Source organism: Singulisphaera chitinilytica (assembly GCF_049331405.1).
Taxonomy (GTDB): Bacteria; Planctomycetota; Planctomycetia; order Isosphaerales; family Isosphaeraceae; genus PoT.
Map to the genome: position 1 here is coordinate 2,038,397 of NZ_CP186274.1, position 25,158 is coordinate 2,063,554.

General features: G+C 65.4%; 21 protein-coding genes and 1 pseudogene. 10 read left to right on the forward strand and 12 right to left on the reverse strand.

Annotated elements, in window-relative coordinates:
• Window positions 1-54: 54 nt before the first annotated feature.
• The 3 genes from ACOYYX_RS08315 to ACOYYX_RS08325 all read right to left on the reverse strand — a co-directional run bounded on the left by ACOYYX_RS08315 (window position 55) and on the right by ACOYYX_RS08325 (window position 4,809).
• Complete coding sequence (locus ACOYYX_RS08315; protein WP_422929464.1) at window positions 55-2,241, reverse strand: glutamine synthetase III; 2,187 nt, start codon at window positions 2,239-2,241, stop codon at window positions 55-57.
• 682 nt (window positions 2,242-2,923) lie between these two features.
• The gene (locus tag ACOYYX_RS08320; protein WP_422929465.1) at window positions 2,924-3,421 is read right to left on the reverse strand and encodes a hypothetical protein; all 498 of its coding nucleotides are present in this window, start codon (window positions 3,419-3,421) and stop codon (window positions 2,924-2,926) included.
• A 338-nt stretch (window positions 3,422-3,759) separates the two neighbouring features.
• Window positions 3,760-4,809, reverse strand: a complete 1,050-nt coding sequence (locus ACOYYX_RS08325) for a 3'-5' exoribonuclease YhaM family protein (RefSeq protein WP_422929466.1) — start codon at window positions 4,807-4,809, stop codon at window positions 3,760-3,762.
• A 265-nt stretch (window positions 4,810-5,074) separates the two neighbouring features.
• Between ACOYYX_RS08325 and ACOYYX_RS08330 the strand changes: the two genes are divergently transcribed.
• Window positions 5,075-6,682, forward strand: coding sequence for a phytoene desaturase family protein (locus ACOYYX_RS08330; RefSeq protein ID WP_422929467.1), 1,608 nt, complete (start codon window positions 5,075-5,077; stop codon window positions 6,680-6,682).
• Between the two features lie 86 nt (window positions 6,683-6,768).
• Here ACOYYX_RS08330 and ACOYYX_RS08335 read toward each other — a convergent pair whose 3' ends face one another.
• Together ACOYYX_RS08335 and ACOYYX_RS08340 are read right to left on the reverse strand one after the other, a co-directional pair.
• Entirely contained in the window at window positions 6,769-7,266 is a 498-nt protein-coding gene (locus tag ACOYYX_RS08335; protein ID WP_422929468.1) for a ferritin-like domain-containing protein, read from the reverse strand.
• 313 nt (window positions 7,267-7,579) lie between these two features.
• Window positions 7,580-8,230 (reverse strand): KGG domain-containing protein, encoded by a 651-nt coding sequence (locus ACOYYX_RS08340; protein ID WP_422929469.1) that lies wholly within the window; start codon window positions 8,228-8,230, stop codon window positions 7,580-7,582.
• An 803-nt stretch (window positions 8,231-9,033) separates the two neighbouring features.
• On the opposite strand from ACOYYX_RS08340, the gene ACOYYX_RS08345 reads away from it, so the two are divergent.
• Window positions 9,034-9,672 carry a cysteine hydrolase family protein gene (locus ACOYYX_RS08345; RefSeq protein WP_422929470.1) on the forward strand — a complete coding sequence of 213 codons (639 nt, stop codon included), beginning with the start codon at window positions 9,034-9,036 and terminating at the stop codon, window positions 9,670-9,672.
• Between the two features lie 162 nt (window positions 9,673-9,834).
• Window positions 9,835-10,164, forward strand: a pseudogene (locus ACOYYX_RS08350) (low affinity iron permease family protein); the annotation flags it as partial.
• A 141-nt stretch (window positions 10,165-10,305) separates the two neighbouring features.
• Here the strand turns inward: ACOYYX_RS08350 and ACOYYX_RS08355 are convergent.
• Window positions 10,306-10,800 carry a YkgB family protein gene (locus ACOYYX_RS08355; RefSeq protein WP_422929471.1) on the reverse strand — a complete coding sequence of 165 codons (495 nt, stop codon included), beginning with the start codon at window positions 10,798-10,800 and terminating at the stop codon, window positions 10,306-10,308.
• A 116-nt stretch (window positions 10,801-10,916) separates the two neighbouring features.
• Complete coding sequence (locus ACOYYX_RS08360) at window positions 10,917-11,594, reverse strand: Crp/Fnr family transcriptional regulator (RefSeq protein ID WP_422929472.1); 678 nt, start codon at window positions 11,592-11,594, stop codon at window positions 10,917-10,919.
• A 448-nt stretch (window positions 11,595-12,042) separates the two neighbouring features.
• Here ACOYYX_RS08360 and ACOYYX_RS08365 point away from each other — a divergent pair, with 448 nt between their 5' ends.
• Entirely contained in the window at window positions 12,043-12,561 is a 519-nt protein-coding gene (locus tag ACOYYX_RS08365; RefSeq protein ID WP_422929473.1) for a hypothetical protein, read from the forward strand.
• 184 nt (window positions 12,562-12,745) lie between these two features.
• Here ACOYYX_RS08365 and ACOYYX_RS08370 read toward each other — a convergent pair whose 3' ends face one another.
• On the reverse strand, window positions 12,746-14,158 hold the full coding sequence (locus ACOYYX_RS08370) for a sulfatase family protein (protein WP_422929474.1): 1,413 nt from the start codon (window positions 14,156-14,158) through the stop codon (window positions 12,746-12,748).
• Between the two features lie 228 nt (window positions 14,159-14,386).
• Here ACOYYX_RS08370 and ACOYYX_RS08375 point away from each other — a divergent pair, with 228 nt between their 5' ends.
• A complete protein-coding gene (locus ACOYYX_RS08375) occupies window positions 14,387-15,694 on the forward strand; it encodes a PP2C family protein-serine/threonine phosphatase (RefSeq protein WP_422929475.1) in 1,308 nt (435 codons plus the stop codon).
• 105 nt (window positions 15,695-15,799) lie between these two features.
• Here the strand turns inward: ACOYYX_RS08375 and ACOYYX_RS08380 are convergent, their stop codons facing one another.
• The 4 genes from ACOYYX_RS08380 to ACOYYX_RS08395 form a co-directional block, all read right to left on the reverse strand.
• The gene (locus ACOYYX_RS08380; RefSeq protein ID WP_422929476.1) at window positions 15,800-16,327 is read right to left on the reverse strand and encodes a ChuX/HutX family heme-like substrate-binding protein; all 528 of its coding nucleotides are present in this window, start codon (window positions 16,325-16,327) and stop codon (window positions 15,800-15,802) included.
• Window positions 16,328-16,488: 161 nt separating this feature from the next.
• Window positions 16,489-16,908 (reverse strand): PilZ domain-containing protein, encoded by a 420-nt coding sequence (locus ACOYYX_RS08385; protein WP_422929477.1) that lies wholly within the window; start codon window positions 16,906-16,908, stop codon window positions 16,489-16,491.
• Between the two features lie 168 nt (window positions 16,909-17,076).
• Window positions 17,077-17,439 (reverse strand): winged helix-turn-helix transcriptional regulator, encoded by a 363-nt coding sequence (locus ACOYYX_RS08390; RefSeq protein ID WP_422929478.1) that lies wholly within the window; start codon window positions 17,437-17,439, stop codon window positions 17,077-17,079.
• Window positions 17,440-17,669: 230 nt separating this feature from the next.
• Complete coding sequence (locus tag ACOYYX_RS08395) at window positions 17,670-18,812, reverse strand: hypothetical protein (RefSeq protein WP_422929479.1); 1,143 nt, start codon at window positions 18,810-18,812, stop codon at window positions 17,670-17,672.
• A gap of 209 nt (window positions 18,813-19,021) precedes the next feature.
• Here ACOYYX_RS08395 and hemB point away from each other — a divergent pair, with 209 nt between their 5' ends.
• From hemB to ACOYYX_RS08420, 5 genes are all read left to right on the forward strand, one after another.
• Window positions 19,022-20,038: a porphobilinogen synthase gene (gene hemB / locus ACOYYX_RS08400; RefSeq protein WP_422929480.1), complete on the forward strand. Its 1,017-nt coding sequence runs from the start codon at window positions 19,022-19,024 to the stop codon at window positions 20,036-20,038.
• Between the two features lie 142 nt (window positions 20,039-20,180).
• On the forward strand, window positions 20,181-21,506 hold the full coding sequence (hemL, locus tag ACOYYX_RS08405; protein ID WP_422929481.1) for a glutamate-1-semialdehyde 2,1-aminomutase: 1,326 nt from the start codon (window positions 20,181-20,183) through the stop codon (window positions 21,504-21,506).
• A gap of 363 nt (window positions 21,507-21,869) precedes the next feature.
• Window positions 21,870-23,039 carry a glycosyltransferase family 2 protein gene (locus ACOYYX_RS08410; protein WP_422929482.1) on the forward strand — a complete coding sequence of 390 codons (1,170 nt, stop codon included), beginning with the start codon at window positions 21,870-21,872 and terminating at the stop codon, window positions 23,037-23,039.
• Window positions 23,024-24,157: a DUF362 domain-containing protein gene (locus ACOYYX_RS08415; RefSeq protein WP_422929483.1), complete on the forward strand. Its 1,134-nt coding sequence runs from the start codon at window positions 23,024-23,026 to the stop codon at window positions 24,155-24,157. Before ACOYYX_RS08410 ends, ACOYYX_RS08415 begins: the two co-directional genes overlap by 16 nt.
• A complete protein-coding gene (locus tag ACOYYX_RS08420; RefSeq protein WP_422929484.1) occupies window positions 24,154-25,149 on the forward strand; it encodes a glycosyltransferase in 996 nt (331 codons plus the stop codon). Before ACOYYX_RS08415 ends, ACOYYX_RS08420 begins: the two co-directional genes overlap by 4 nt.
• Window positions 25,150-25,158 lie beyond the last annotated feature (9 nt).

The following is a 25,158-nucleotide window of genomic DNA, read 5'->3' on the forward strand; positions in this document are numbered from 1 at the left end:
ACGATTCAGGTTCTCACCGAAAGCCGTCGCCGGCCTCGGCGGGATGGCCGTTCATTACTTGATGAACAGCATTTCCTGGTAGGTCGGCAGCGGCCAGAGGTCGTCGGCGACGATGCCTTCGAGCTTGTCGCCGGCGGCGCGGACGGCCAGCATCGCGGGGATGAGGCCGTCGCGGGAGTGCTTGGCGTGGGCCAGGGTGTCGCCGTCGACGTGCCCTTCCTGGGTCTTGATCAGATCCAGGGTCTTCGTCCGCAGCTCGTCGATCGTCCCCGAGAGCTCGGTGAGCAGGTCGACCTGGGCCTTGGGCGCGGCGATGCCGGCGGCCTTCAGGTTGGCGATCGACTCGGCGATCTGCGACTGGTAACGCAGGGCGGCCGGCAGGATCTGCCGGTTCGAGATCTGCGCGGTGAGCTGGGCCTCGATCGAGATCGTCTTGATGTAGTTCTCGAGGAAGATCTCGTAGCGGGAGTGCAGCTCACGCTCTGAGAAGACGCCGTACTTGCCGAAGAGGGCGATCGACTTGGGGCCGATGAGGTCGGGGATGCTGTCGACCGTGTTCTTGCGGTTCGGCAATCCGCGCTTCTCGGCTTCCTTGTGCCAGGCCTCGCTGTAGCCGTCGCCGTTGAAGATGACGGCCTTGCTCTCGGCGATGAGCTTGGGCAGGAGGGCCTGGATCTCGGCATTCAGGTCCTTGCCGGCGGCCACCGCGGCCTCGAGGGTCGTGGCGATCTCATCGACGGCCTCGGCGACGACCGTGTTCAGCACGATGTTCGGGCCGGCGATCGACTGGCTCGAGCCGACGGCGCGGTACTCGAACTTGTTGCCGGTGAAGGCGAACGGGCTGGTGCGGTTGCGGTCGCCCGCGTCACGCGGGAGCGGCGGGAGGACGGTGACGCCGATGGTCATCGTGCCGCCCTGCTTGGTGCTCTTGGCGCCGCCCTTCTCGATCTGCTCGACGATGTCCTGGAGCTGGTCGCCGAGGAAGACCGAGATGATGGCCGGCGGGGCCTCGTTGGCACCCAGGCGGTGGTCGTTCGCGGCGGTCGCCACGGCGACGCGGAGCAGCTCGGCGTGCTTGTGGACGGCCTTGAGGACGGCGGCGAGGAAGATGAGGAACTGGGCGTTCTCGTGCGGCGTGTCGCCCGGCTTCAGCAGGTTGTTGCCGAGGTCGTCCGACATCGACCAGTTCACGTGCTTGCCCGAGCCGTTGACGCCGGCGAAAGGCTTCTCGTGCAGCAGGAGCTGGAGGCCGTAGCGCCCGGCGACACGCTTCATGGTCTCCATGATGAGCATGTTGTGGTCGGTCGCGATGTTCGCGTTCTCGAACATCGGCGCGATTTCATACTGAGCCGGGGCGACCTCGTTGTGGCGGGTCTTGACCGGGACGCCCAGCTTGTACAGCTCGGTCTCGGTCTCGAGCATGCAGGCCAGGACGCGCTCGGGGATGGTGCCGAAGTAGTGGTCTTCCATCTCCTGCCCCTTGGGGGGCTTGGCGCCGAAGAGCGTGCGGCCGGCGTTGAGGAGGTCGGGTCGGTTGAAGTAGAAGTTCTGGTCGATCAGGAAGTATTCCTGCTCGGGGCCGGCGGTCGTGTAGACGCTGGTGGCCTCGGAGCCGAAGAGCTTCAGGATGCGGAGGGCCTGCTTCGACAGCGCCTCGATCGAGCGGAGCAGCGGGGTCTTCTTGTCGAGCGCCTCGCCGGTCCACGAGCAGAAGGCCGTGGGGATGCAGAGGGTCGTCCCGTTGGGGTTCTCGAGGATGAAGGCGGGGCTGGTCGGATCCCAGGCCGTGTAGCCGCGAGCTTCGAAGGTGGCGCGGATGCCGCCCGAGGGGAAGCTCGAGGCGTCCGGCTCGCCGCGGACGAGTTCCTTGCCGCTGAACTCGGCGATGGCGCTGCCGGCTTCGGTGGGCGAGAGGAACGAGTCGTGCTTCTCGGCGGTCAGGCCGGTGAGGGGCTGGAACCAGTGGGTGTAGTGGGTGGCACCCTTCTCGATCGCCCACTCCTTCATCACCGTCGCGACGATGTCGGCCACGCCCGGGTCGAGGGCCAGGCCCTTCTTGATCGTCTTGCGGATGGCCTTGTAGACGTGCTCCGGCAGCCGAGCCCGCATCACGTCGTCGGAGAAGACATTCACGCCGAACAGGGAGCGAGCCGGCGTTTCCTTGAAGTTGAGGCGAGTGCCGTTCGACGACCAGCCGGTGACGGCGGATATGGCGCTTTGGCGGGCGGAAGACTCTTGCATCGAAATAAGGCTCCAACGAGAACGATGTCAGGCTGCGAAACGCGCCGAACCCCAACCCGGGCGGCCCGCGTGACGGGACGGCCGGGTCGAACCGGGACGAGCGAGCGCGTGCCCCGGACGTCGGGGGGCGGGGCACGTTCTGCGCACAGAGGGCGGATCCTGGGAGCACCTAGTCCAAGAGAAAAGCCGGGCCATCGACCATGGATCGCCGGCCCCCTGGCTCTACACGAACGACCGCCCCGTCGGGACGACGAGCCGGCTGGTCTGATCAGGGGGACTGAGGATTAGGGGATGGAAACGACTTGCGGATCAGGTTCCGTCTCGGCCTCGAGACCTCACGAACCTCGAATCAGGAAGGTTGTCAGGCCATCAATGACGCGCCACCGAACCGATCACCGCCTCAGCGGGAGAGACGCCGGTCCTGCATTTCGGTCGGAGACCGCCTTCTTGACAAGTCGGTCTCAACTTCCCATTCTCGCTTCGCAAGTGATTGTAATGGAACGCCGGTCGCTCCGCCAGACCCCGTCGGAAACCGATTTCTTCGGACTCGGGTTTTATCGGGAAGATCCGCAAACCCAAGGGCGATCGATGGCCGACGAGGCCGTATGCGTGCGTCGCTCTTGATGCCACCCCTCGAACTTTTCTCATCGAAAATGTTGAGAAGCCGCAATGTGATTACGGGTCACTTCTGATTCAACTTGGCGACGACCGCCTTCGGGTCGCTCTTCACTTCCTTCTCGCAAGATCCGCAGCAGATCATGAAGGACTTGCCCTCGGCGCTGACCTTGATCGGGGCGCCCATGGAGCCGAGGTGCTCGCCCGAGACCGGGCAGACGACCTGCTTCAGGGCGACCACCTTGTCCTCGGCCGGCAGCTTCTCGAGCTCGGCGACCTCGTCGGCGCTCAGGGCCTTCGACTCGGCCGCGTCGGCCTTCTTTTCCTCGGCGCCTTCCTTCTTCTCCTCACCGGCGGGAGCCGGGGACGGGGCGGCCGCCGGGCCTTCGACCTTCGGGGGTTCTTCCTTGGGGGTCTCGGCCTTGGGAGTCTCGGCCTTGTCGGCCGGCTTCTCGGCGGCGGGGCTGGTGGCAGGGGTCTCGGTCGTCGCCGGTTCGTCGCCGGCGCAGCCCACGAATGCGGCGAGCAGGGCGGTCGCCCACCAGGCTTTGCGGATCGTCAGCATGGGTGTCGTCTCTCGATGGATCGACTCGGGAGGATTTCACCCCCGGCCAGGTCTCCCTCGCGCCGGGGAACCCCGGCATTGTAAGGGGTCATGCGCGGGCCGCCAAGCAGATCGTTGCGGCCCCTGGGGATCTTCCGTCCGCAAAAGCCGCCTGGGAAAAGCGGGAGGCCGGCGGCCTTTGGTCGGGTGGGAGTCGTCAAGTGCAGGGGCGTTTGATGTGAGTCGTCGGACGAGGGTGAGGGCGTCGACGGGGCACGACGCCCTGCCTGGCCGCCTTCGAAGCGATCCGCCCCTCGCCGTCATCCCGGGCGCAGGGGCGGTCGAGGGCCCGTTCGAATTCAGATGGATTCATGCCGATCTTCGTCGATGGGAACTTCGCGGGGGATCCCCTTGTAGAGCCGACGATTCTCGAGCGCGTAGACCTTGTCGGTGAACTCGCCCTCGGTCGTCGACCGCAGTCGTTCGCGAGCGACGATGTTCATCTTGGCGTCGAGGTCGTCGATGAAGGAGACGAGGAGCGCCTCGATCGTCTGAGGCACGACCGGGGCGCCGAAGTCTCGCTTGCCGTGGTGCGAGAGGATCGCATGCTCGAGGAGGAGCAGGGTCTCCTCGGGGAAGCCGTCGATCTTGCGGGCGGTCTCGCGGACGAGGTCGCGCCCCATCAGGACGTGCCCGATCAGGCAGCCTTCCTTGGTGTACTTGGCCTCGACGGGGTGATAGTCCAGCTCGCGGAGCTTGCCGATGTCGTGCAGGATCGCCGAGGCGACGATCACCCCCTTGTTCAAGGGCGGGTTGAGCTGCTGGTAGTAATTCGCATAGTGATCGGCCAGGAACCCGGCGATCCTCGTCATGCTCCAGACGTGCTCGAGCAGCCCCGCGGTGTAGCTGTGGTGGAAGCTCGACGCCGCGGGCATCTTCTTGAAGAGGTCCGAGTTCTCGCTCAGGATCGTGCGGACGAGCTCCTTGAGGTACGGGTCGTCGATGCATTTATTGATCCGGTCGTGGATCGACTTGAGCAGGTCCTCGGGGTTGAAGTCGGAGCTATCGACGAGGTCGGCGAAGTCGTAGCCGTCGATCGCGTCGTCGTCGGTGGCGACGCGCAGCTCGATCACCTCGAGCTGGAAGCCGTAGCGGACCTTCCAGTCCCCCTTGACCCTGAGCCGGTAACCCAGCCCTTCCGTCAGGGTCTCCGCAAGCTCCCTGAGCGCATTACCCGACCAGAAGGGCGCGACCATGGTGACGCGGCGGTCGCGGAAGTGGCATTTGACGAACGGCTTGCCGTGCTTGTCGACGCCGATGTCCTTCTTCACGAGCGCAGCGAAGCAGGTCGCCTCCTGGCCGTGGGTCAGGTCCGAGAGCCTAATCACTGCCGTGTCTGTGCCGGCCATGGGCCATCGCCCCTTTTCTTCTACAAGGTCAAATGCGGGCTGAGGTGTGGTTCGCGTCGCGATCACGTCATCCGTCTCTTATCGGCACGGCGGGGGCCTTTTCTCCAGTAATCATCTGACTACTACGATTCAAGGAGATAGCATGTCCAACTGTACCCCTGCAATAGTGAACGTCAGTTCTCTTATGGTAGAGGGCCGGTCCTGCGGGAAATGATGAAGGGACGAAGACTCCGTCGTTCTTGGAATCAGGTGGCAGGATCAGACCATGTCGACATCACGAAGCGGGCAGGGTGCGGGCGAGACGCTGGGGATCCTCCCCCTCCCCGCCCCGATCGGCGATCTGGCGGCGAGCCGTTGGGATGTCATCGTGGTGGGCGCGGGGCACAACGGCCTGACCTGCGCGGCCTATCTCGCCAGGGCCGGCAAGCGAGTCCTCGTGCTGGAGTCGCGGAGGCGGATCGGCGGGGCCTGCACGATCGACGAGGTCTGGCCCGGCTATCGGATCTCGCCGTGCGCCTACCTCGTCGGCCTGCTGCACCCGCTCGTGACGGAGGAGCTCGACCTCGCCGGCCACGGCTTCGAGTGGTTCCCCGCCAGCGCGGGCATGTTCGTCCCCTTCGACGACGGCTCGAGCATCCAGCTCTGGGACGACGACGAGGCCTGCGACGCCGAGGTTTACAAGCTCGCCCCCGGCGACCTCGAAGGTTGGCGGGCGATGGGGGACGTGAAGCGGCGGCTCCGCGACGCGATCCGCCCCGCCGGCTCGCAAGACCTCTGGATCGGCCCGGCTCCCACCCGCGAGCAGCTCGAGGACCGGATCGGCAACGATGCCGAGGCGAAGAAACTCCTCTTCGAATGGTCGATGGTGGAGTTCGTCGAGCATTACTTGAAGGACGAGCGGCTCCAGACCGCCTTGCTGGGGCAGGGGGTGATCGGCACCAACGCCAGCCCCCACGACCCCGGCACGGCCTCGATCCACTTCCACCACGCCTCGGGCCGACTGGGCGGCTCGCCGGGCCTCTGGGGCTACGTCAAGGGGGGCATGGGGACCGTCTCCTTCATCCTCTGCGACATCGCGCGTGAGGCGGGAGCCGTCGTCGCCGCGGGCGTCCCCGTCGCACGGATCATCCCCGGACAGGGGGTCGAGCTGGAAGGGGGCGAGCGCATCGACGCCCCGATCGTCGTCTCGAACGCCGACCCGATCGTGACCCTGCGCCTTCTGGGCGACGCCGCCGACCCCGCCTGGCGATCGAAGGTCGAGTCGGTCCCGATCCGGGGCTGTACCGTCAAACTCAACGTGGCCCTCAAGGAGCTCCCGAACTTCCGCGCGCGTCCCGGCACGAAGCAGCCGCACCATCTCGGCCAGATCAACACCCCCCTGAGCAAGGAAGAGTGGCGTACGGCCCCGCAGATCGCCCGCGAGGGACGCTTGCCCGAGCGGCTCTGGACCGAGCTCTACTTCCACACCGCGCACGACAAGAGCGTCGCCCCGGACGGCGTCCACACGATGAGCGTCTTCTCGCAGTACGTCCCCTACGAATTCGCCGAGGGCACCTGGGACACGCGCCGGGACGAGGTCCGCGCCCTCGCCCTGAAGTCAATCGCCCGCTACTGCGACAACATGCCGGATGCCGTGATCGACGTCCAGGTCCTCGGCCCTCCCGACATCGAGCAGGCCGTCGGCCTGACCGGCGGCCACATCTTCCAGGGCGAATGCTTGCCGCCCTACATGTGGGACCGGCGCCTCACCCCGCGCACGCCGATGCCGGGCGTCTACCTCTGCGGCGCCTGCACCCACCCCGGCGGCAGCGTCATCGCCATCAACGGCCGCAACGCCGCGATGGAAGTCCTCCGGGACAATCCGGGCGTCTGATTCGGAAATCTCGGCCTGTGCAATGCGAAAAGGCCGGGGCGGCTTCCACCGCACCGGCCCGTCCTTAATTGAGTTTGATCCGTCGATCAGTCGGACGCGACGGCCTGAAGGTTGATGGTCGATTCGGCCAGGTCGGATAACGACGCGTCGGTGTCCTTCTCCTCGACGAGCGTCGCTTCGAGCAGCTTGACGACGGCCTTCTCCCCGAGCAGCCTCGCGTAAGCCCGGACCGATCCGTAGCCGGCCATCTCGTAATGCTCGACGCGCTGGGCGGCCGCGATGAGGGCGGCGTCCTTGACCTCGGGCTCGGCGTCCTCCTTGATCGTCTCTTCCCCCTCCTCGATCAGGCCCTGGATGGCCTTGCACGTCTTCTTCTTCGCCTTCACGCCGAGTTGTTCGAAGGCCTCCTCGAGTCGCGTGACGTGTCCCTCGGTCTCCTTCAAATGCTTCTGGAAAGCCTCCTTGAGGTCGGTCGAGGTCGCCGCCTTGGCCATCTTGGGGAGGGCCTTGGTGATGCGATGCTCGGCATCGTAGAGATCCTGAAGCTGCTCGATGAGCAGGTCGCGCAGAGTTTCGAGCTTCATGGGTTCGCCTCTCGGGTGACATTGCAATGCTGCTATGAGATCCCAACGGCCACCGATGGGATTCGGTATGGATTAGAGACTTACTTACTTTATCAATCTTAAGGCTGTAGCCGCCCCCGTCGAATTCGCGTGCGACCGTCTTAACGTCTCAGGAGACTTCATCCGTTCGCTCCTTCCCTTGCGTCACTCGGAACCCGGGATCTCCTATCCGCCCAGCGGTCTGCTCGGCAGTGCGAATCCTATGCCCTCGTGGGAGAGGTGGACCTGGAGGTGGAGCAGGGCGGCGACCGCTGCGGTCGCCGCCCTGCTAGCATCAACGGTTCTTGTGACTCTGACGGCCGGCCTTGGCGTGCTGCTCGGAGTTGCCGCCTCGGGTTTCCGAGCCGCCGTCTTCGTCGAGGTCGTCTTCGTCCTGGTCTTCGGCCAGCGATCCGCGCTCGTTAGCATTCTTCGCCGAAGATCGATTGGACGAGCGTCCGTTCCGCTTGTTAGTGCGCGATGAGCCGCTCACGTCGAAGTCGACATCGGCTTCATCGTTACCCTCGTCATCGTCCTCGTCCTGTTCGGCCTGACGTCCCCGGCCGCCGTGCGAGGCCAGGCCGCCCTTGCGGGCGATCTCGCGCTGTTCCTCGGGATCCATCGCCGCGAAGCCGCGTCGGCTGTGCTCGTGGGCCGCGGTGCTGTGGCTGTGGGCGACGCGAGTGTGGCGATCCGCCTCCTCGGTGTTGCCGGCCGCGTGATGGTGAGCGGCCTGGCGGTGGTGATGTGCGGCCGACTCATGATGGAAGGCGGCATTCCCGTGATGGGACGCCCGGCCCCCCTTACGGCCGGCCGCGGCGGCCTCTTCCGAGTCGAATTCGTGGGCCGTCCCGCGGCGATGCGCCGCCAGGCCTCCTTGCCTGGCGATCTCGCGCTGTTCTTCCGGATCCATGGCCGCAAAACCATGTCGGCTTCGTTCTACCATGATAGGTTCTCCCTAGATGTCCCGGCTGATCGACACCCCGCAACTTCGACCACTTTCGCCAAGACTGGACGAAAGAGAGGGGGGAATTGGGCGGTTACTCGATCGAACCATCCTCATGTGCCAACGCTGGCATCCAGAAGCAACCACGGTGCCGATCGGGACGACTCGCGATGTCGACGAAGTCGGGACGACCTGACTCGCGGGTCGTAGGGGGGAGGTGTCGACATGGTCCGCGGAATTAACCCCAAGGCAATCCCGCCTTTAACAAATCAAATTATCGAAATACATAGTGAAATAAAATCGTCCGGGCCAGCCTCATCCCTTGCTGCCGGTTCGCGACCCGGTCTTGAGGATTTCCATCAACCGAGAATCGTCTTGCTCTGTCATGTTGATGACTTAACAAGCTCGAGCGGGCGCCTGCAAATCCGGGCATTTCGTCATTCGTCGAGGCTGCTGAATGGCCTGATCCTGACAGCCATTTGTCCTTGTGTGCGGCAGCGGACAGACGGGCCGGACCGCTTCTTCTATCCTGAGAGTTTTACGCGGCTGTTCACGGATTCTTGGAAAATGCTGCACATGTTGGGATCGAGCGAGACTCTGGTGGACAAGGGTAGGCGAACTCAAGCGGGAGATTGAGCGATTCCGGGGTAAGTCATCAACTCCATCGCTCACGTTGGCGGTACAATTGCGTATTCGTGCCAAGTGGATGCGAGGGGTGAGGCGAGCGGATCAGTCCGCCCGGCGGGCATTCCGCCAAGCGTTGGTCGTAGAAACTCAAGGCTGGAGTTTACCGAGCGGTCGCGATGACGAAGAGCCAAAATCTGCACGGCAATGCGCCAGACAAGTCCAGCGTGGCGCTGGTCCTGATCGACACGATCAATGACCTGGAGTTCCCCGAAGGGGATCAGATCCTCCGGCCGGCCCTGGCGATGGCCAAACGCCTGGTCGAGCTGAAGAGGCGGGCGAAGGCGGCGGGGATCCCCGTGATCTACGTCAATGACAACTTCGGACGCTGGCGTTCGAACTTCCACGCGCAGATCGAGCACTGCCTCAAGGATGGCGTCCGGGGCAAGGAGCTCGTCGAGATTTTGAGGCCGGATGAGGACGACTACTTCGTCCTGAAGCCCAAGCACTCCGCCTTCTTCTCCACGACACTCGACATCCTGCTCGACTACCTGGGCACACAGACGCTGATCCTGACCGGGCTCGCCGGGAACATCTGCGTCCTCTTCACGGCGAACGACGCTTATATGAGGGACATCGGCCTCTACGTGCCCTCCGACTGCACGGCGTCGAACACCGAGGAGATCAACGCGATCGCGTTGGCCCAGATGGAAGAGGTCCTCAAGGCCGACATCCGCCCTTCGACGGAGATCGACCTCGACGCCCTCCTGGAGCATCCGCCCGCGCCGGCTTCGAAGCCGAAAAGGCGGAAGCAATGACGCCTCCGCGTCGCGAGAGATTTTCGGGGCCGACGACGCAAGAGTCGCGAAGCCGAGGCCTTTGAACGAGCCATCCATTCCCCCCCCAAGGTCGGTTAACAGCGATCCATCGGGAATCCATCGATACCGGCGGGCGGCCGCTCGCCGATAGGGGAACGGGACGTGTTAAAGTTGCGCACGGCTCATCACTTGGAGTCGCTCGCGGGGCGGGCGGCGGATTTCGCCAGCGGGCCCTGGGGCACTCACGCGGGATTCGGACTCCTGGCTTTCTGGCTCGGTGCCGCCGTCGTCGTCGGGTGGTCCGAGGCGTATCAGTACGTGGATGAGGTCGTGACGATGAGCTCGTTCATGCTCCTCTTCCTGCTCCAGCGAGCCCAGGCGAAGGACACGCTGGCGATGCAGGTGAAGCTGAACGAGCTACTCGCAGCCTTGAACAAGGCGAGTGACACGCTGATCAACCTCGAGGATCGGCCGGAGGAAGAAGTACAGGCGATCCACGACTTGTTCGACAAGGTCCACCAGCGCGACAACGCGTCGTCATCCATCGACGAGGTGCTCCGGGGGGAAGGTCGTCGAGAAAACCTCCTGAACGACGTTTCCGTCGCCAACGTCCTCCCCCTGGACAGGGGACCGTCACAACGCGCTCGGGGCGACTATTCCGCTTTCCACCAGGCCACGGCTCGTGCGGACCGCCCCGAGTGCCTCTCCGGCGGTGAAGAGGGACACTCCCAGCAGGACGAGGTCCTTGAGCAGAAATTGCCCAGGCATGGCCGACAGGCCGGGGAAGCCTCCCAGGCTCGGCTCCCAGCCCGGGGTGGTGACGAGGAAGCTCAGGGTCGTAAGGAACATGCCGACGGCGAGCCCGCTCCCAACGGCCGAGCCGAGAGGCCACGCCGGTCGGAGGGCGATCAGGAGCCCGATCACGATCTCGACAACGCCCAGGAATGACGAGAATCCCCGGACGCTCATCACCTGATAGACCCAGCTCATCGGCGGGCTATTCGTCACCAAGGGCTTGATACCCTCGGCCTCGTAGGCGGTGAATTTCATGCCGCCGATCCAGAGAAGGACGATCACCAATCCGTAACGACAGACGTGTAGCCCGATCGACTTCAAGCGTTCGCTCATGAGTCACTGACTCTCCTTCTACGCGGTTTGTACGAAGCAGCCCCCGGACGGGGATCCTAGCCACAACGCGGACACACGGATGTCATCTGCATGACAAATCCGCGATAACTTGAGCCTCAAGCCGTCGCGATCCGGTCGAGGCCCGCGAGGTCGTCCACACAGAAATAGCAACGGGTGTATTCGAGCAGGCCCTCGCGCTTCATCCTGGCAACCTCGGCGCTGATGACCGGCCTCGACGCGCCGACGAGCTCGGAGAGATCCTGGTGGCTCAGCCTGACGTCGATGGTGTGGCCGTGCTTGCATCGCTGGCCTTCGTAGCAGATCAGGTCCCGCAACGTGGCGGCGATGCGTGCCCGGATTGGGGTCGTGAACTGCCAGAGGAGCCGCCGCTCGAGGAACTGAGTTCGGCTCGTCATCGATTCGAGAAGCATGGACGCGAAGACGGCATCGCCGCGCGAGGCGACCTCCAACTCGCCCCGTTCCATCTCGATGATCTCGGCGTGGCCGTGAGCGATGGACTGTTCCTGCTGCGGTGAAATGAATCCGCGAAACGACGCCAGCCCGAAAGGGCGATCGCCGAACAGGCCTCCCCGCCCGAGGATCAGCCGGATCGAGCGACTTCCATCGAGGCGTGGGTCGAGGACCTTGACGTAACCGACCGCGACCGCCCAGCACCTTCCTTCCGGAGCCGAGGAATAGATCACCTCGCCGGACGCCACCGTTCGTCGACGCGCTGATTTGAGCCTCTCGCAGGCCTTGATGAAGCGTTCGGACCATTCGGGTGTCAGGAGCATCATTCTCCTCGCGGTTCGCCGGGCACCGGAGCCCTTCGTTTCGCCCGGGTTAATCGCAACGGCACGCCCCGATCCCGGCTCTGTTTCGCCTCCATCGGCACGGATCTCCGGCCGGCATCTCGTCGTGTCCCGCCGCGACTTCCACCGTGTGAGGATGCTACTCTAACCATCAAGGCGGCGGGAGGCGTCAACCTGCCATTAGCGACAAACGTTCCGACCGCGATCGTCCTCGCCGTATCGAATCTTCCACGGATCTCGAATCGATGAAGAATGGCATGCATGAGATGGCCACGCTACGGTTCAGGTTGCTGATGATGTGAAAAATCCGCGATTTGACGCCCTGGCCCGAATCGTTCCGATGCGGCATCGGGTTTGCGATTGAGTTCTCCCAACGTCGAGTCGAACCTGAATCGACGATCTTCAACGACACTTCACCAGGGAGAGCACCATGTCGGATATCAAGCGAGACCGAGCCCATTCGAACGATCCGAATCCCGACCCCATCACCGGCGAGCCGGGCTCTCACCCCATCGGCACGGGACTTGGCGCGGCGGCGGGCGGTGCCGTGACGGGGCTGGCCGCGGGTGCGGTCGCGGGGCCGATTGGTGCCGCGGTCGGTGCGGCCGTCGGGGCCGTCGCGGGCGGCCTGGCGGGCAAGGAAGTCACGGAATATTTCGATCCGACGGCGGAAGATGCCTACTGGCGCGATCAGTATGCGTCGAGGCCCTATTATGATCCGGCCCTGAGCTACGACGACTATCGCCCGGCCTACGAGCACGGCTGGGCAAGCCGCACTCGATATCCCGAATCGTCCTTCGAGAAGGCCGAGGACAGCCTCAAGCGGGATTGGGAATCGACCAAGCATCATGCCGACCTGACCTGGGAACGGGCCAAGCTCGCGAGCCGAGACGCCTGGGAACACGTCGATGACGCCGTCCATGGCCGGCATCACACCGTCAAATCCTGATCCCTCGAGGATCAGGAACCTGATCTCATCCTGAATTCACGACATATGCAAGCCAGGGTCCACATCCCTCACACCTGAGGGCGTGGACCCTGGCTTTTTATCGTCGATCGGGATGGCGCATCGATCTTTCGGAATCGACGGTTAGGAGACACTTAGGACTGCCCGCGGGCGGGAACCCATTTTCTTATTCATGCCGATATTTAATGATCCACGGATCCTTGGTTTCTTGCTGCCAACGCCTGAGCTGAGAGCGGAGGTCGGCCAGGACCTTGGCATTGCCGGGATCGGTGGCAACATTCTTGAACTCGCCGGGGTCGGCTTCCAGGTCGTAGAGTTCCTCGAGCGGGCGATGGACATACTGCTCGACCGAGCGCAGGCCGTATTGCGTATCGCCGCGGCGGACGGCCCCTTGCCAGGTCTTCGAGTCGTGGAGATCCGAGGCGAAGGGGAAATCGAGTGCGTGGGCGAGGTTGAGGATGTACTTGTATCGTCGCGTCCGGATCGATCGCATCGGATAGTAGTTCGTGATCTCGTGGAAGACGAACGAGCCGTAAACGGTATCCCAGCCCTGGGGATTGGACTGCTCGAGAATGGGCAAGAGGGAGCGGCCGGGCAGGGAATATGAGGTTTTGGATTTGGTCCATTCCAGGGCGGTGGGGACGATGTCAACCCAGCTCACCATGGCCTGGCTCGTGACCCCGCGACTCTTCTGATCGGGAGAGGCAACGATCAAAGGGAGGCGGACGCCGGCATCGTAGAGGGTCGTCTTGGCCCCGGGGAAGGGGATGCCGTTGTCGCTGACGAAGATGACGAGGGTGTCATCGTCACGCCCGGATTTCTTCAGGGCGTCGAGGACCTCGCCGGTCCCGCGATCGAGGCGGCTCACGGCCTGGTAATATTCGGCCAGTTCCTGGCGGACTTCCGGGCTGTCGGGGAGGAATGGGGGAACCTTGACATCCTCGGGTTTGTAGATGACTTCGGCAGGATCCTTTGTGGGTTTCCCTTCGTTGCCGAAGCCCGCGGCGGATCGATGCGGGTCGTGGAACCCGACGACGAGCAGGAACGGCTGATCCCGGCTCGCATCAAGGAACCGCTCTGCCGACTTGCCTAAGGCGACGACGTCGCGGGGGTGGCTGCCGCCGGGGTCGTCGCTCTCGGGCTGGGCGTCGAACGGGTAGACCTCGGGCGGCAGGACGTGGACCTTGCCGATGATCCCCGTCCTGTAGCCCCGGTCCTTGAGGACGCGCGGCAGGCTCTCGACCCAGGCGTGCGTGTGCAGGTTGGCCGGGGGATGGGCGTGGCCAAACTGCCCGTTCGTGTGCGTGTAGAGGCCCGAGTAGATCACCGCGCGGCTCGCGCTGCAGGACGCGACGGTGGCGAAGGCGTTGTCGAAACGGACGCCACGCCCGGCCAGTTGATCGAGCCGGGGGGTCTTGACCTGGGCATTGCCGTAGCAGCCGAGGTCGCGCCCCAGGTCGTCGGCGACGATCAGGAGGACGTTACGCCGGGGTCCAACCTGGGCCAAAGCCGGGACGGCCTGGACCAGGAGAATCGCGAGGAATCCAAAGGTGAGAAGCCCATAACGTGTCGATCGCATGTCGAAGGTGCTCAAGGCCCTTGGGGCGTGTCGTGGCATCGTGGGAGATTTGCCGATGTTTGTTATGGTTATCCCGTTCGCCCATGCAAGTCGAGGGGGTTTCTCGCCCCGGTTCGATTTGCCTGGCGCGTCGCTCCGCCTAGAATGGGGAGATCGTACATCAGGTACTCTCCCCCGCCGCATCGAATGTTATCTGGACCGGGGAGAGGATCGTCGCGGAGGCCGTCGATGGGAGTGCACCTAGATCAAGCCGATCCTGAGACCCAGCAGATACTCGACTGGCGCAAGCGGCTCGACGTGATCGTCGACACGATGAGGGAGATGAGCCGGCAGACCGACCCGCAGGCGATGGTCCGCGCCTACGGTTCCAAAATCCGCGAGATCTATCCGGCCAACAACTTCCTGGCGCTCAGCAGGCGCGACCTCTCGGAGCCGCAATTCCGCATCACGAGGTCAAGCCGCTGGACGGAAGAAATCAATCCCTGGAAGGAGAAGCATCGCCTGCCGCTCCTCGAAGGGGGAATCCTGACCGAGCTGCTCTATGGAGAGGTCCCGCGCCTGATCGACGACCTCGAGTTCTCGCCCGACGACCCGGCGGCCGAGTATCTCGCCGGCCAGCGGTCGCTCATGGCGATCCCGCACTATCACGATGGCAGCGCCAAGAACATGACGATCCTGATGCGGGAAGCGCCCTTCGCGTTCGATCGCGAGACGTTCCCCGAGCAGGTCTGGATGAGCAACCTCTTCGGCAGGGCCACGCACAACCTCGTCCTGGCCGAGGAATTGAAGAAGGCGTACAACATCGTCGACCGCGAGTTGCGGGTCGTCGCCGACATCCAGCGCTCCTTGCTCCCCAAGACCATCCCGCAGATCCCCGGGCTCGGCCTGGCCGCGCACTACCAGACCTCGCAATGGGCGGGGGGGGACTATTACGACTTCTTCCCGCTCCCCGACGGCCGCTGGGGCATCCTCATCGCCGACGTGAGCGGCCACGGGACGCCCGCCGCGGTCATGATGGCCATCACGCACAGCATCGCCCATGCCGTGCCGGGCCCGCCCGACCCGCCGGCCAACCTGCTCAACCATGTGAATCGCCAGCTCGCGACGCTCTACACGACGCGGAACGAGGCGTTCGTGACGGCCTTCTACGGGACGTATGACCCGAAGAAGCGCGAGCTGACCTACGCCAGCGCCGGGCACAACCCGCCCCGACTGAAACGATGCGAGGATGGGACCATCATCTCGCTCGACAACGTGGGCAACTTGCCGCTGGGAGTCTTCGCGGATCAGGAGTATGAGCAGGTGACCCAGGTCCTCCGCCCGGGGGACCAGATCATCTTCTATACCGACGGGATCACCGAGGCGACGAATCCGGCGGGGAAGATGTTCGGCGTGAACCGGCTCGACCAGGTCCTCGAGAACTGTCACCTCACCGCCGACGGCCTGATTGAGGAAGTGCTCTCCGCCCTTCAGGATTTCACCGCCGGCCAGCCCGCGGCCGACGACCAGACCATCCTCGTGGCCAAGGTTTCCTGAAACTCGCCCGCTCTGATTGAACAGGGAACGCCCTCGGCGGATCGCCTCGATCCGCCGAGGGCGTTGTTCATGGATTCGGCAAGCCTTCCGTCGCCCCCAGGCGAATTACTCGGCGGCGAATTGACGCGCCAGGGCGTTGAAGTTCTCGACCGTGGCCCTGGGGACGTCGGGGAAATTATCCCAGAGGAAGGCCTTGAAGGCCGCGTCCCCCGTCCTGTCGAAGAACTGGAACGAGTAGGTGGGGTGGTTCGTGTCGTGCCCCCACTTCTCGACGGAGAAGATCGAGCCGATCTCGTCGTGGAAAATGTGCATGTCGAGGGTGTCGGTCTGGACGTTGGTGAACGGCCCCGTGACCGAGAGCCCTCCGAAATGCCCGACCGACTCGATGACGGCCCCCTTGCTCCTGACAAAGACCCGCATCAGGCCGAGCGAGGGGAGGGCCTCGATCAATTCGGCGAAGGCGCCGTCGCGGAGCTTCACGATCGGCCATTCGCCGACGAGGGTTTCGACTACAGCCTGCTCGGAGACCTCGAACTTGCGCGAGGCCATCATGGTCATCCGAGACCGGTCCTCGCGGAAGTAATCCCGGATCGCCTCGCGCTTCTCGGCCGCGAGTGGAGGTGCAGCATCCATAAGCCGGACGACTCTCAGGGGTGGTTGCAAAGCTGGGCCGACCTTCGAATTGACGCCGACCGTCCGTTGCGGCCCGATGACGTCGGGCCTCGGATTAGGTTACTGCCGAGTGTTCACCGGAGTCCAGGTTGATGGACAACCGGCGCGGGTCGGCTTCTCGCTCAGTCGGCCGGGCCAGATGGCCGTTTCGGGCCACCCAGGGTCGGCAGACCGTCGCGAGCCGCCTGGTAGAACTCGGGCGGGAAGGGCTGGCGGAACTCGACCCGGACGGCATGCTCCTCGGGCGTCCGCTGCGACGACTCGACGACGATCGCCTGGACGTCGTCGATCGGCGCCGGGCCTTCGAGCCGGAGCCAGACCGTCGCGCCTTTCTCGGGCGGCATGTCGATGAGCAGCAGGGCGCCGGTCTCGCTGATGTTGACCAGCCCCGCACCCGTCACCTGGAACGACCCATCCTGCGGCCAGCCGACCCAGAGGCGGGTCTCGCTCGGCTCGTGTCGCGGAGCGCCCCGACGTTCCCATCGGATCGGCCCGGGAGGGTTGACCTGGCCAAAGTTCGGTGGAGTTGCGCCTTGGTTCATATTGGGCTGTCATCGGGTTGAAGGTTGAGGCCTCATGCGAAAGGCTCTCTACCCCTCTAGCTTACCGGCTCGACCAGCCCATGAGTAGGGAACCTGCAACCGAGCGCTTCGACTGAAGTGATCCGCGGGACAACAGAACGGGAGCCGACCGGCTCTCACGAAATTCCCTCAACCCGCCTTGGATTCGGCGGCGCGGCCTCGCCCCTTGATCCGCTCGATCCTCGCCATGTTCTCGAATCCCCACTCGCAGAGCGGAAGCAGGTTCTCGACGAGCGTGACCCCGAACGGGGTCAGCGAGTATTCCACCCGGGGCGGGATCGCATCGAAGTCCTTGCGCGCGATGACCTCGTCGGCCTCGAGCTCCCGCAAATGCTGGATGAGGACCTTGTCGCTGATGCCGGCCACCGTCCTCCGCACCACGCCGTAACGCACGGGGGACTCGCGCAACGCCCTGAGGATCAGCGGCTTCCACTTGCCGTTCACGACGTCCAACGCCGCCTCGAGTCCGCAGGTATAGCCATTGTGTTTCATCGGATGATATCTCGACGACTCGACGAACTCTCAGAATGGCTGGCCATGATTCTAAGCGGAAGCCAGGATCACCAGGCCGGCGGGCCCGCGGGAAAGGGTCGGCGTCGGCCCGAGATGGGGCTTCGGGACGGGGCATGCCACCTGGATATCGAGGCGGTCGGGCAGGACAGCCCGAGCCGACGCTTGCGACTCCTCGGCGAGCGACCCGAGGCCTTGCGCAGGCCTTGGTCTCAATTCTCCTCGTCGAGCGGGTCGAGGTCCTGGACGGCGATGAGCCGGGCGCGGAGTTCCTCGTCGTAGCGGGTGCTGCCGCGGACGCCGACGCGTCGGGTGACGAACGGGGCCGGATCAAGCCCGGCAGGGATGTTCAGGTAGGCGACGGTCGTCCCCTCCGACCCGATCAAGGCGTAGACGCGCTGGCCGTCGACCTGCCTCGACGAGGCCTGCACCATCCCCTCGGCGGCGTAAGGTTTGTGGCGAGGCCCGGCCGCCTTCGCCAGCTTGCGCATCTCGGAGGCGAGGATCGCATCGCGACGCCGGCTCCTGGCCAGGATCGCGTCGAGCTTGCGGACCGAGTCGGCCGTCTCCTGGTGCTTCGAGGCCACCTTGATCCGATCCTTGATCGCCGCGATGGCGTCGGGGTCGGTCGTGCGTTTCAGGAGCGCCTCGTAGCGGTCGACGATCGGCGAGAGCTGCCATTGCTCGACCGAGCCGAGCAGGATGGCGCGATGGCTCGACTCGATCCGGGCGACCTCGCCGGCGATCTCCGGGGGCAGGTTCTGCGTCGGGGTCGCTTCGCTGACGAACGCGGCGCGAGTCTCCGCGGGGGCCTCGGAGGCGTCGGCCGTCCTGGTCTTCCCCTTCGGGAGCCAGATGACCCCATCGAGCCGAATCCGCCGATTCTCGCCGGGCAGGGGGGCGATGGCCCTCCAGGTCTGCTTGCGCTGACCGCGACCCAGGACGAGCGGAGGTTGGTCGAGCAGCCGGACCTCAGTCCCCTTGGTAAGCGTGCCTCGTCGGGCTCCGGGGAAGGCCGTGCCGGGATGCCCCGCGCGCACGGAAGTCTTGTCGACGACGACCTTCGCCAGGCCGCTGTCCCCCTCCTTCCGGATCGCGCGTTGGTCGATCCAGCGGAAGGAACCGGGGGGCGGCTCGATCGTGAGCCAGCCGTCGTCGGCCACCTGCTGGACGAGGACGTGATCCCCCTTGCCGAGGGTCCCGGAAGAGACCGAGCGTTCGTCGGGCTCGTCGAAGACGTCGAGTGATTCGACCGTAACCTCGGCCGGTGCCGGCAATTCGGACGGCGAACCCGAAGGCCCGACGAGCCCCAGCACCAGCACCAGCGCAATGATTCGCGGGTCGAATCGCGACAACAGCCGAACCTCCCGACTCCGTTCGGGGACGATGGCGATCGTTTGAGATATGCCCGAGCGGGTAAATAGCCGAGAATGGGCAAGAGGTCAAGCCAAAGCTCCGCGGACTCGACGCCCGAACGGCGCCCGCGTTAAGCTGAAGTGACCCGGAAATGACCCCGCCGAGGCCTGCCTCCGCACCGCGGGAAGCCCGCTCGGAATCCATCGCCATGACCTTCCAGCCCGCCGTCGGCTATCCGATCCACCGTCCTCGTCGTCTCCGCACCCATCCTCGGCTCCGAGACATGGTGCGCGAGAATCACCTGACGCTCGACGACCTGGTCTACCCCCTGTTCGTCTATCACGGGACCGACCTCCGTCGGGAAATCTCGTCGATGCCCGGCCAGTACCAGCTCTCTCTCGACCGGCTCGGCGAGGCCGTGGCCGAGGTCGTGGATCTGGGCATTCCCTCCGTCCTCCTCTTCGGGATCCCCGAGCACAAGGACGCGAGGGGGACCTCCGCCCTCCAGGACGACGGGATCGTGCAGCAGGCCCTCCGGCTCATCAAGAAGCAGGCCCCGCAACTGCTCGTCATGGCCGACGTCTGCTTCTGCGAGTATACCGACCACGGCCATTGCGGCCCCTTGCGGGAGACCAACGGGGTCGTCGACGTCGACAACGACGCGACGCTCCCGCTCCTCGCCGAGCAATCGGCCAGCCTCGCCCGAGCGGGGGCCGACATCATCGCCCCCTCGGGGATGATGGACGGCATGGTCAGGGCGATCCGCCGGGGGCTGGATGAGGGAGGGTTCCACACGATCCCGATCCTCTCCTATGCGGCCAAGTTCGCCAGCGGCTACTACGGCCCCTTCCGAGAGGCGGCCGAGAGCATGCCGTCGTTCGGCGACCGCCGGACCTATCAGATGGATCCGGCCAACGGCGACGAATCCATGCGAGAGGTCGCCCTCGATCTGGCGGAAGGGGCCGACATGGTGATCGTCAAGCCGGCCCTCGCCTACATGGACATCGTCAGGCGCGTGAAGGAGAACTTCGGCGTGCCGGTCGCCGTCTACAACGTCTCGGGCGAGTACGCGATGGTCAAGGCCGCCGCCGCCAACGGCTGGATCGACGAGCGCCGGGTGGTCCTCGAGACCATGACCGGATTCAAGCGCGCGGGTGCCGACATGATCATCACCTACCACGCCCCCGACATCGCTCGCTGGATCCGCGACGGCTTGCATCGCTGACCCGAGCCGAACCGAGCCGCATCCCTCCCGATCCGCAACGAGAAACCCCGACCCATGGCCAATGGAGGCGCGGGCCCCGATCGATCGAGGCGCCCGCGTCCCGGCCTCTTCCCGACCAGAACCCGAAGCGAGCCCCCTTGCGATGGAAGCGACGACCCCCGCGAAGTCCCGGCCCAACTACCAGCTCCCCCGCAGCCACGAGGCCTTCGTCCGGGCCAATCGGGTGATCCCCGGCGGCGTGAACAGCCCCGCCAGGGCCTTCGGCGCGGTCGGGGGCGAACCGCCGTTCATGGCCAGGGCGGAGGGGCAGTACCTCTACGACATCGACGGCCACCAGTACATCGACTACATCGGCTCGTGGGGCCCGATGATCCTCGGCCACGGCCATCCCGAGGTCCGCTCGGCCGTCGCCGCCGCGCTCGAGACCGGCACGAGCTTCGGGGCTCCCACGCTCCGCGAGGTCGAGATCGCCGAGGCCGTCGCGGCGGCGGTCCCCTCGATCGACAAGGTCCGCTTCGTCTCCTCGGGGACCGAGGCGACGATGTCGGCCATCCGCGTGGCGCGCGGGGTCACGGGGCGGAACAAGATCATCAAGATGACCGGGCACTACCACGGCCACGTCGACGCCCTGCTCGTGCAGGCGGGGTCGGCCGCGACCACCCTGGGAACCCCCAACAGCCCCGGCGTGACCCCGGGGGCCACCGAGGACACCATCCTCTGCCCGTTCAACGACGCCGCGGCGATTGCCTCGGCCTTCCAGAAATACCCGGGGGAGATCGCCGCGGTCCTGCTCGAGCCGGTCGCCGGCAACATGGGGCTCGTCCCGCCCAAGGAGCATTACCTGGAGAGCCTCCGCGAGATGACCTCCAAGAATGGAGCCATGCTCGTCTTCGACGAGGTGATGACGGGATTCCGCCTCGCCCTCGGCGGGGCCCAGGAGCGGTATGGGATCAAGCCGGACATGACGGCGCTGGGGAAGATCATCGGCGGCGGGCTCCCGGCGGCGGCGTATGGAGCCTCGACCGGGATCATGGACTTCGTCTCGCCGGCGGGCCCCGTCTACCAGGCCGGGACACTCTCGGGCAACCCCTTGGCGATGGCCGCGGGGCTCACGACGGTGCGACTCCTCCGCGTCGAACCCCCTTACGAAAAGCTCGAGGCCCTCACCGCCAGGCTCGAAGAAGGATTGAACCGCGCGGCCAGCGACGCCAAGGTCCCGCACGTCGTCCAGCGCGTCGGCAGCATGATCACGCTCTTCTTCAATCAAGCACCCGTGCATGACTACGAGGACGCCAAGCGGAGCGACACGGCGCTCTTCGGCCGGTTCTTCTGGGAGATGCTGGCGAGGGGCGTCTATCTGCCTTGCAGCCAGTTCGAGGCCGCCTTCGTCTCGGCGGCCCACACCGAGGCCGACATCGATCACACCATCCAGGCGGCGGCCGAATCGCTCCGCGCCATCGTGGGCTGATGACCCTGCCGCGGCGACCCCAAGGGCCGTCATCGACGGCCCTGGACGTCACCACGAATACGCCCAAACGCCCTGATTTTGCCGGGCCCGAGAGACTCATGACGACCCTGAGAAATCGACTCAAGTCCGCTCACACGAATACCGACGGACCGAGTTGACAGCCTGGCGGGTTCCGGCTACATTTCCGCCGCACGTCGCGACCACCGCGACTTGACGCTGCAAAGACGGACCTCCGAGAGCCTTCATCCTTCGATTGTTGCTGCGGCGCCCGGTTCGTTGGTGGCCAGGGCACGTGCTCGGGCGATCCCAAGGACGGGGACGCATTCCGGCACGTGTCCACATTTTGACGGGCGAGGGTGGATCATGGACGATGTCCCCGCCGGTCCGGCGAGCCCGGGGCCGCGGAGGCCGCTGCTTTCGGTCGTGATCCCCGTTTATAACGGGGGTCGAGACTTCGAGCACTGCCTCCGGCGGCTTCGAGAGTCGGATCAAGATGGCGTTGAATTAATCGTGGTGGATGACGGCTCGACGGATGGTTCGGCGGCGCTTGCCGAATCGTTCGGGGCGAGCGTTGTCCGGCACCAGATACCGTTGGGGCCCGCGGCTGCCCGAAACCTCGGGGCCCGCGCCGCGACGGCGTCCCTGGTATTCTTCCTCGACGCCGACGTCGCGGTTCATCCCCAGACGCTCTCCAGGGCGGTCAAAAGGTTCTCGGACAACCCGTCGCTCGGGGCGCTCTTCGGTTCGTATGACGCGAACCCGTCGGCCCCGGGACTGACGAGCCGGTTCCGCAACCTCCTCCATCACTACGTACACCAGCAAGGCGACTTCGTGGCGGATGCCCGGCCGGCCAGGACCTTCTGGACCGGCTGCGGGGCGATCCGCCGCCAGGCATTCCTCGACCTCGGCGGCTTCGACCCCAGGCTCTATCGCCGGCCCGCCATCGAGGACATCGAGTTCGGCTACCGGCTGACACGCGCGGGGGTCCCCGTGATCCTCGCCAGGGACATCCAGGCGACCCACCTCAAGCGGTGGACCCTCCACGGCATGGTGAAGACCGACATCTTCCAGCGCGGCGTCCCCTGGATGCTGCTCATGAAGCGGTCGGGCATCGTCGAGACCGACCTGAACGTGCGGAACGACCAGAAGGTCTGCGTGGCGATGGCGGGGCTCATGTCCCTGGCCCTCCTCGCCGCCCCACTCTGGCCGGCGTCGCTCCTCATGGTCCCCGTAGCTCTCGCGATGATCGTGGCCCTGAACTTCGGCTTCTATCGGTTCCTCGCGAAGGAGAAGGGGCTCGCCTTCTCTGTCGCATCGATCCCGCTACATTACGTCTATTACTGCAGTTGCGGCGTCTCGGTGATCATCGCGCTGGGGCTCTGGAAGCTCTCGGGCAAGAGCCTCGCCAGCGCCGTGGCCGAGCCCTCGCTCAACTCGACCGGGGAAGTTCGCAAGGATCCGGCGAACGAGACGTCCGTCCCCCAACCCAAAACCTCTTGGGCGTGGAGGCCCTCGCGATGGATAAGGCGGTAAAGGTAGCCGTCGTCCGTTCCGACAACCGCCGGGGCGCGGTGGCCGAGGCCCTGGCCCTGGTCGCCGACGACATCCGCGCATGCGTGACGCCCGACGTCCTCATCAAGCCGAACCTCGTCAGCCACCGCGTCCAGCTCCCCTCGACGCACGCGGATACCCTCTCGGCCGCCCTCGACGCCGTCCTCTCCGCCGGCGCGAAGCAGGTGACGATCGCCGAAGGGGCCTCCGACGCCACCGCGGGGTTTGCTCAGTTCGGCTACCATCGCGAGACCTACGGCCGGCCCGTCCGGTTCGTCGACCTCAACCGCGACGAAACCGAGTGGCGATCCCTCGAACTCGTCGGCGTCGACGGCTCCACCCGGGTCGCCCGCCTCTCCGAGACCATCGCCGGCGCGACCTGCCGCGTCTCGCTCGCGCTGGCCAAGACCCACGTCAACGCGATCGTGACGCTCAGCCTCAAGAACATGCTCTCGAGCGTGCATAAGTCCGACCGGATCATGATGCACGGGTATGCCGGGGGCGGGAACGGCTATCAGGGTTGGAAGAAGCCCATCATCGAGTTCCTCAAGGGGGACAACCTCGCCGTCAACTGGCTCACCCGGCTCATGGGGCGGGTCAAGAACGTGCGGTCGAGCCTGAAGTCGATCCTCGGCAAGGATTCGTACGAGTCCCTCTCGCCGGCCGACCTCAACTTCCTGAAGTCCCTCGGCGCGATGAACCGCAACCTCGTGGCCCTCAACCGGCAGGTCAAGCCGCACATCAGCGTCGTGGACGGCTTCCAGGCCATGCACCGCGAAGGCCCGAGGCACGGGACCCCCTGCAAGCTCGGGACAGTGATCGCCGGAACCGACGCCGTGGCCGTCGACGCCGTCGCCGCCGCGATCATGGGGTATCACCCACAGGACATCGGCTACCTCCACTACGCCGGCCAGGCCGGCCTCGGGGTCGTCGACCTCGACGCCATCATGATCGTCGGCGACCCGATCGAGAAGGTCCGACGCAAGCTCGTGCCCCACTCGAATTACATCGTCCAGCGCCACTGGAAGAGCCTGACCGCCCCGATCTATCGCGGGCCGCACGCGGCGGCGGTCGTCGCCGAAGGGGTCGCCCACTCATGAGCCCGACCTCGGCCTCCTCAACAGCCCGGCTCGCGGCGGGTCGACCGACCCCGCAGGCGCCCGAGATCGACTTCGAGACCGCGCGCGTCAGCGTCATACTCGCGTCGATCGACGCCCGCGAGACGATCCGTCAGAGCGTCGCCGCGTTCCTCGAGGAAGTCGGGGACCGCGGCGAGGTGATCGTGGTCGACGCCTCGCGCGACGGATCGGCCGACGAGGTCGAGCGGCTCTTCCCTGAGGTCAAGGTCCTCCGGCGCGACCCGGGCCAGCTCGCCCCCGTACTCTGGCGAGACGGTCTGCTCGAGGCCAATTCGCCACTCGTCGCCTTCTCGACGGCGCAGATGGTCCCGTCGCCCGGCTGGCTTGACGGGCACCTCCGCTGCATGGCAGACACGGGCGCGGCGGGTGTTGGTGGGCCGATTGAGGCATCTTACCCACTTCCCCCCGTCGATCGGGCCATCTATCTCCTGCGATACGTCAATTATGGCTATCCGATGGCCAGGTCGGACAAGGCCGAGCCCCCCGGTGATAACGCATTCTATCGCCGAGAGGCCTTGTTAGGTGTCGCGGAAACTTGGTCAAATGGATTCTGGGAAGTTGAGGTGCATCGTGGCCTCCGTTCTCAGGGCTCGAGGCTTGAGCTGACCGACGACGCCACCGTCGAATTCCGAGGGGGTTCGCGGTTGTCCGGCCTGATCCGGCAACGCGGGCTCCATGCACGCTATTATGGCGCGTCTCGTGCCGGGCAGATGGGCCCGGCTCAACGCCTACTCCGCATCCTGACGGCACCGGCGGTCCCATTGGTCTTGCTCCGCAGGATCGCCTCTGCCTTGAACGTTCGCAAGCGATCGCTCGTCCCATGGCTCCCGGCCTTGCCGTCGCTCGGGATCCTCCTGACGGCCTGGACGTCGGGCGAGGTTATGGGGACGATGTTCGGTGCCCCAACCTCGACCCCCGCGTGCCGAGACGCGGTCGGTTTCTTGGAAGGTTGACGCTCACAT

Coding starts and splice junctions, on each gene's coding strand:
- ACOYYX_RS08315 (WP_422929464.1), bottom strand. CDS start 2,241: ATGCAAGAGTCTTCCGCCCGCCAAAGCGCCATATCCGCCGTCACCGGC.
- ACOYYX_RS08320 (WP_422929465.1), bottom strand. CDS start 3,421: ATGCTGACGATCCGCAAAGCCTGGTGGGCGACCGCCCTGCTCGCCGCA.
- ACOYYX_RS08325 (WP_422929466.1), bottom strand. CDS start 4,809: ATGGCCGGCACAGACACGGCAGTGATTAGGCTCTCGGACCTGACCCAC.
- ACOYYX_RS08330 (WP_422929467.1), top strand. CDS start 5,075: ATGTCGACATCACGAAGCGGGCAGGGTGCGGGCGAGACGCTGGGGATC.
- ACOYYX_RS08335 (WP_422929468.1), bottom strand. CDS start 7,266: ATGAAGCTCGAAACTCTGCGCGACCTGCTCATCGAGCAGCTTCAGGAT.
- ACOYYX_RS08340 (WP_422929469.1), bottom strand. CDS start 8,230: ATGGTAGAACGAAGCCGACATGGTTTTGCGGCCATGGATCCGGAAGAA.
- ACOYYX_RS08345 (WP_422929470.1), top strand. CDS start 9,034: ATGACGAAGAGCCAAAATCTGCACGGCAATGCGCCAGACAAGTCCAGC.
- ACOYYX_RS08355 (WP_422929471.1), bottom strand. CDS start 10,800: ATGAGCGAACGCTTGAAGTCGATCGGGCTACACGTCTGTCGTTACGGA.
- ACOYYX_RS08360 (WP_422929472.1), bottom strand. CDS start 11,594: ATGCTCCTGACACCCGAATGGTCCGAACGCTTCATCAAGGCCTGCGAG.
- ACOYYX_RS08365 (WP_422929473.1), top strand. CDS start 12,043: ATGTCGGATATCAAGCGAGACCGAGCCCATTCGAACGATCCGAATCCC.
- ACOYYX_RS08370 (WP_422929474.1), bottom strand. CDS start 14,158: ATGCGATCGACACGTTATGGGCTTCTCACCTTTGGATTCCTCGCGATT.
- ACOYYX_RS08375 (WP_422929475.1), top strand. CDS start 14,387: ATGGGAGTGCACCTAGATCAAGCCGATCCTGAGACCCAGCAGATACTC.
- ACOYYX_RS08380 (WP_422929476.1), bottom strand. CDS start 16,327: ATGGATGCTGCACCTCCACTCGCGGCCGAGAAGCGCGAGGCGATCCGG.
- ACOYYX_RS08385 (WP_422929477.1), bottom strand. CDS start 16,908: ATGAACCAAGGCGCAACTCCACCGAACTTTGGCCAGGTCAACCCTCCC.
- ACOYYX_RS08390 (WP_422929478.1), bottom strand. CDS start 17,439: ATGAAACACAATGGCTATACCTGCGGACTCGAGGCGGCGTTGGACGTC.
- hemB (WP_422929480.1), top strand. CDS start 19,022: ATGACCTTCCAGCCCGCCGTCGGCTATCCGATCCACCGTCCTCGTCGT.
- hemL (WP_422929481.1), top strand. CDS start 20,181: ATGGAAGCGACGACCCCCGCGAAGTCCCGGCCCAACTACCAGCTCCCC.
- ACOYYX_RS08410 (WP_422929482.1), top strand. CDS start 21,870: ATGGACGATGTCCCCGCCGGTCCGGCGAGCCCGGGGCCGCGGAGGCCG.
- ACOYYX_RS08415 (WP_422929483.1), top strand. CDS start 23,024: ATGGATAAGGCGGTAAAGGTAGCCGTCGTCCGTTCCGACAACCGCCGG.
- ACOYYX_RS08420 (WP_422929484.1), top strand. CDS start 24,154: ATGAGCCCGACCTCGGCCTCCTCAACAGCCCGGCTCGCGGCGGGTCGA.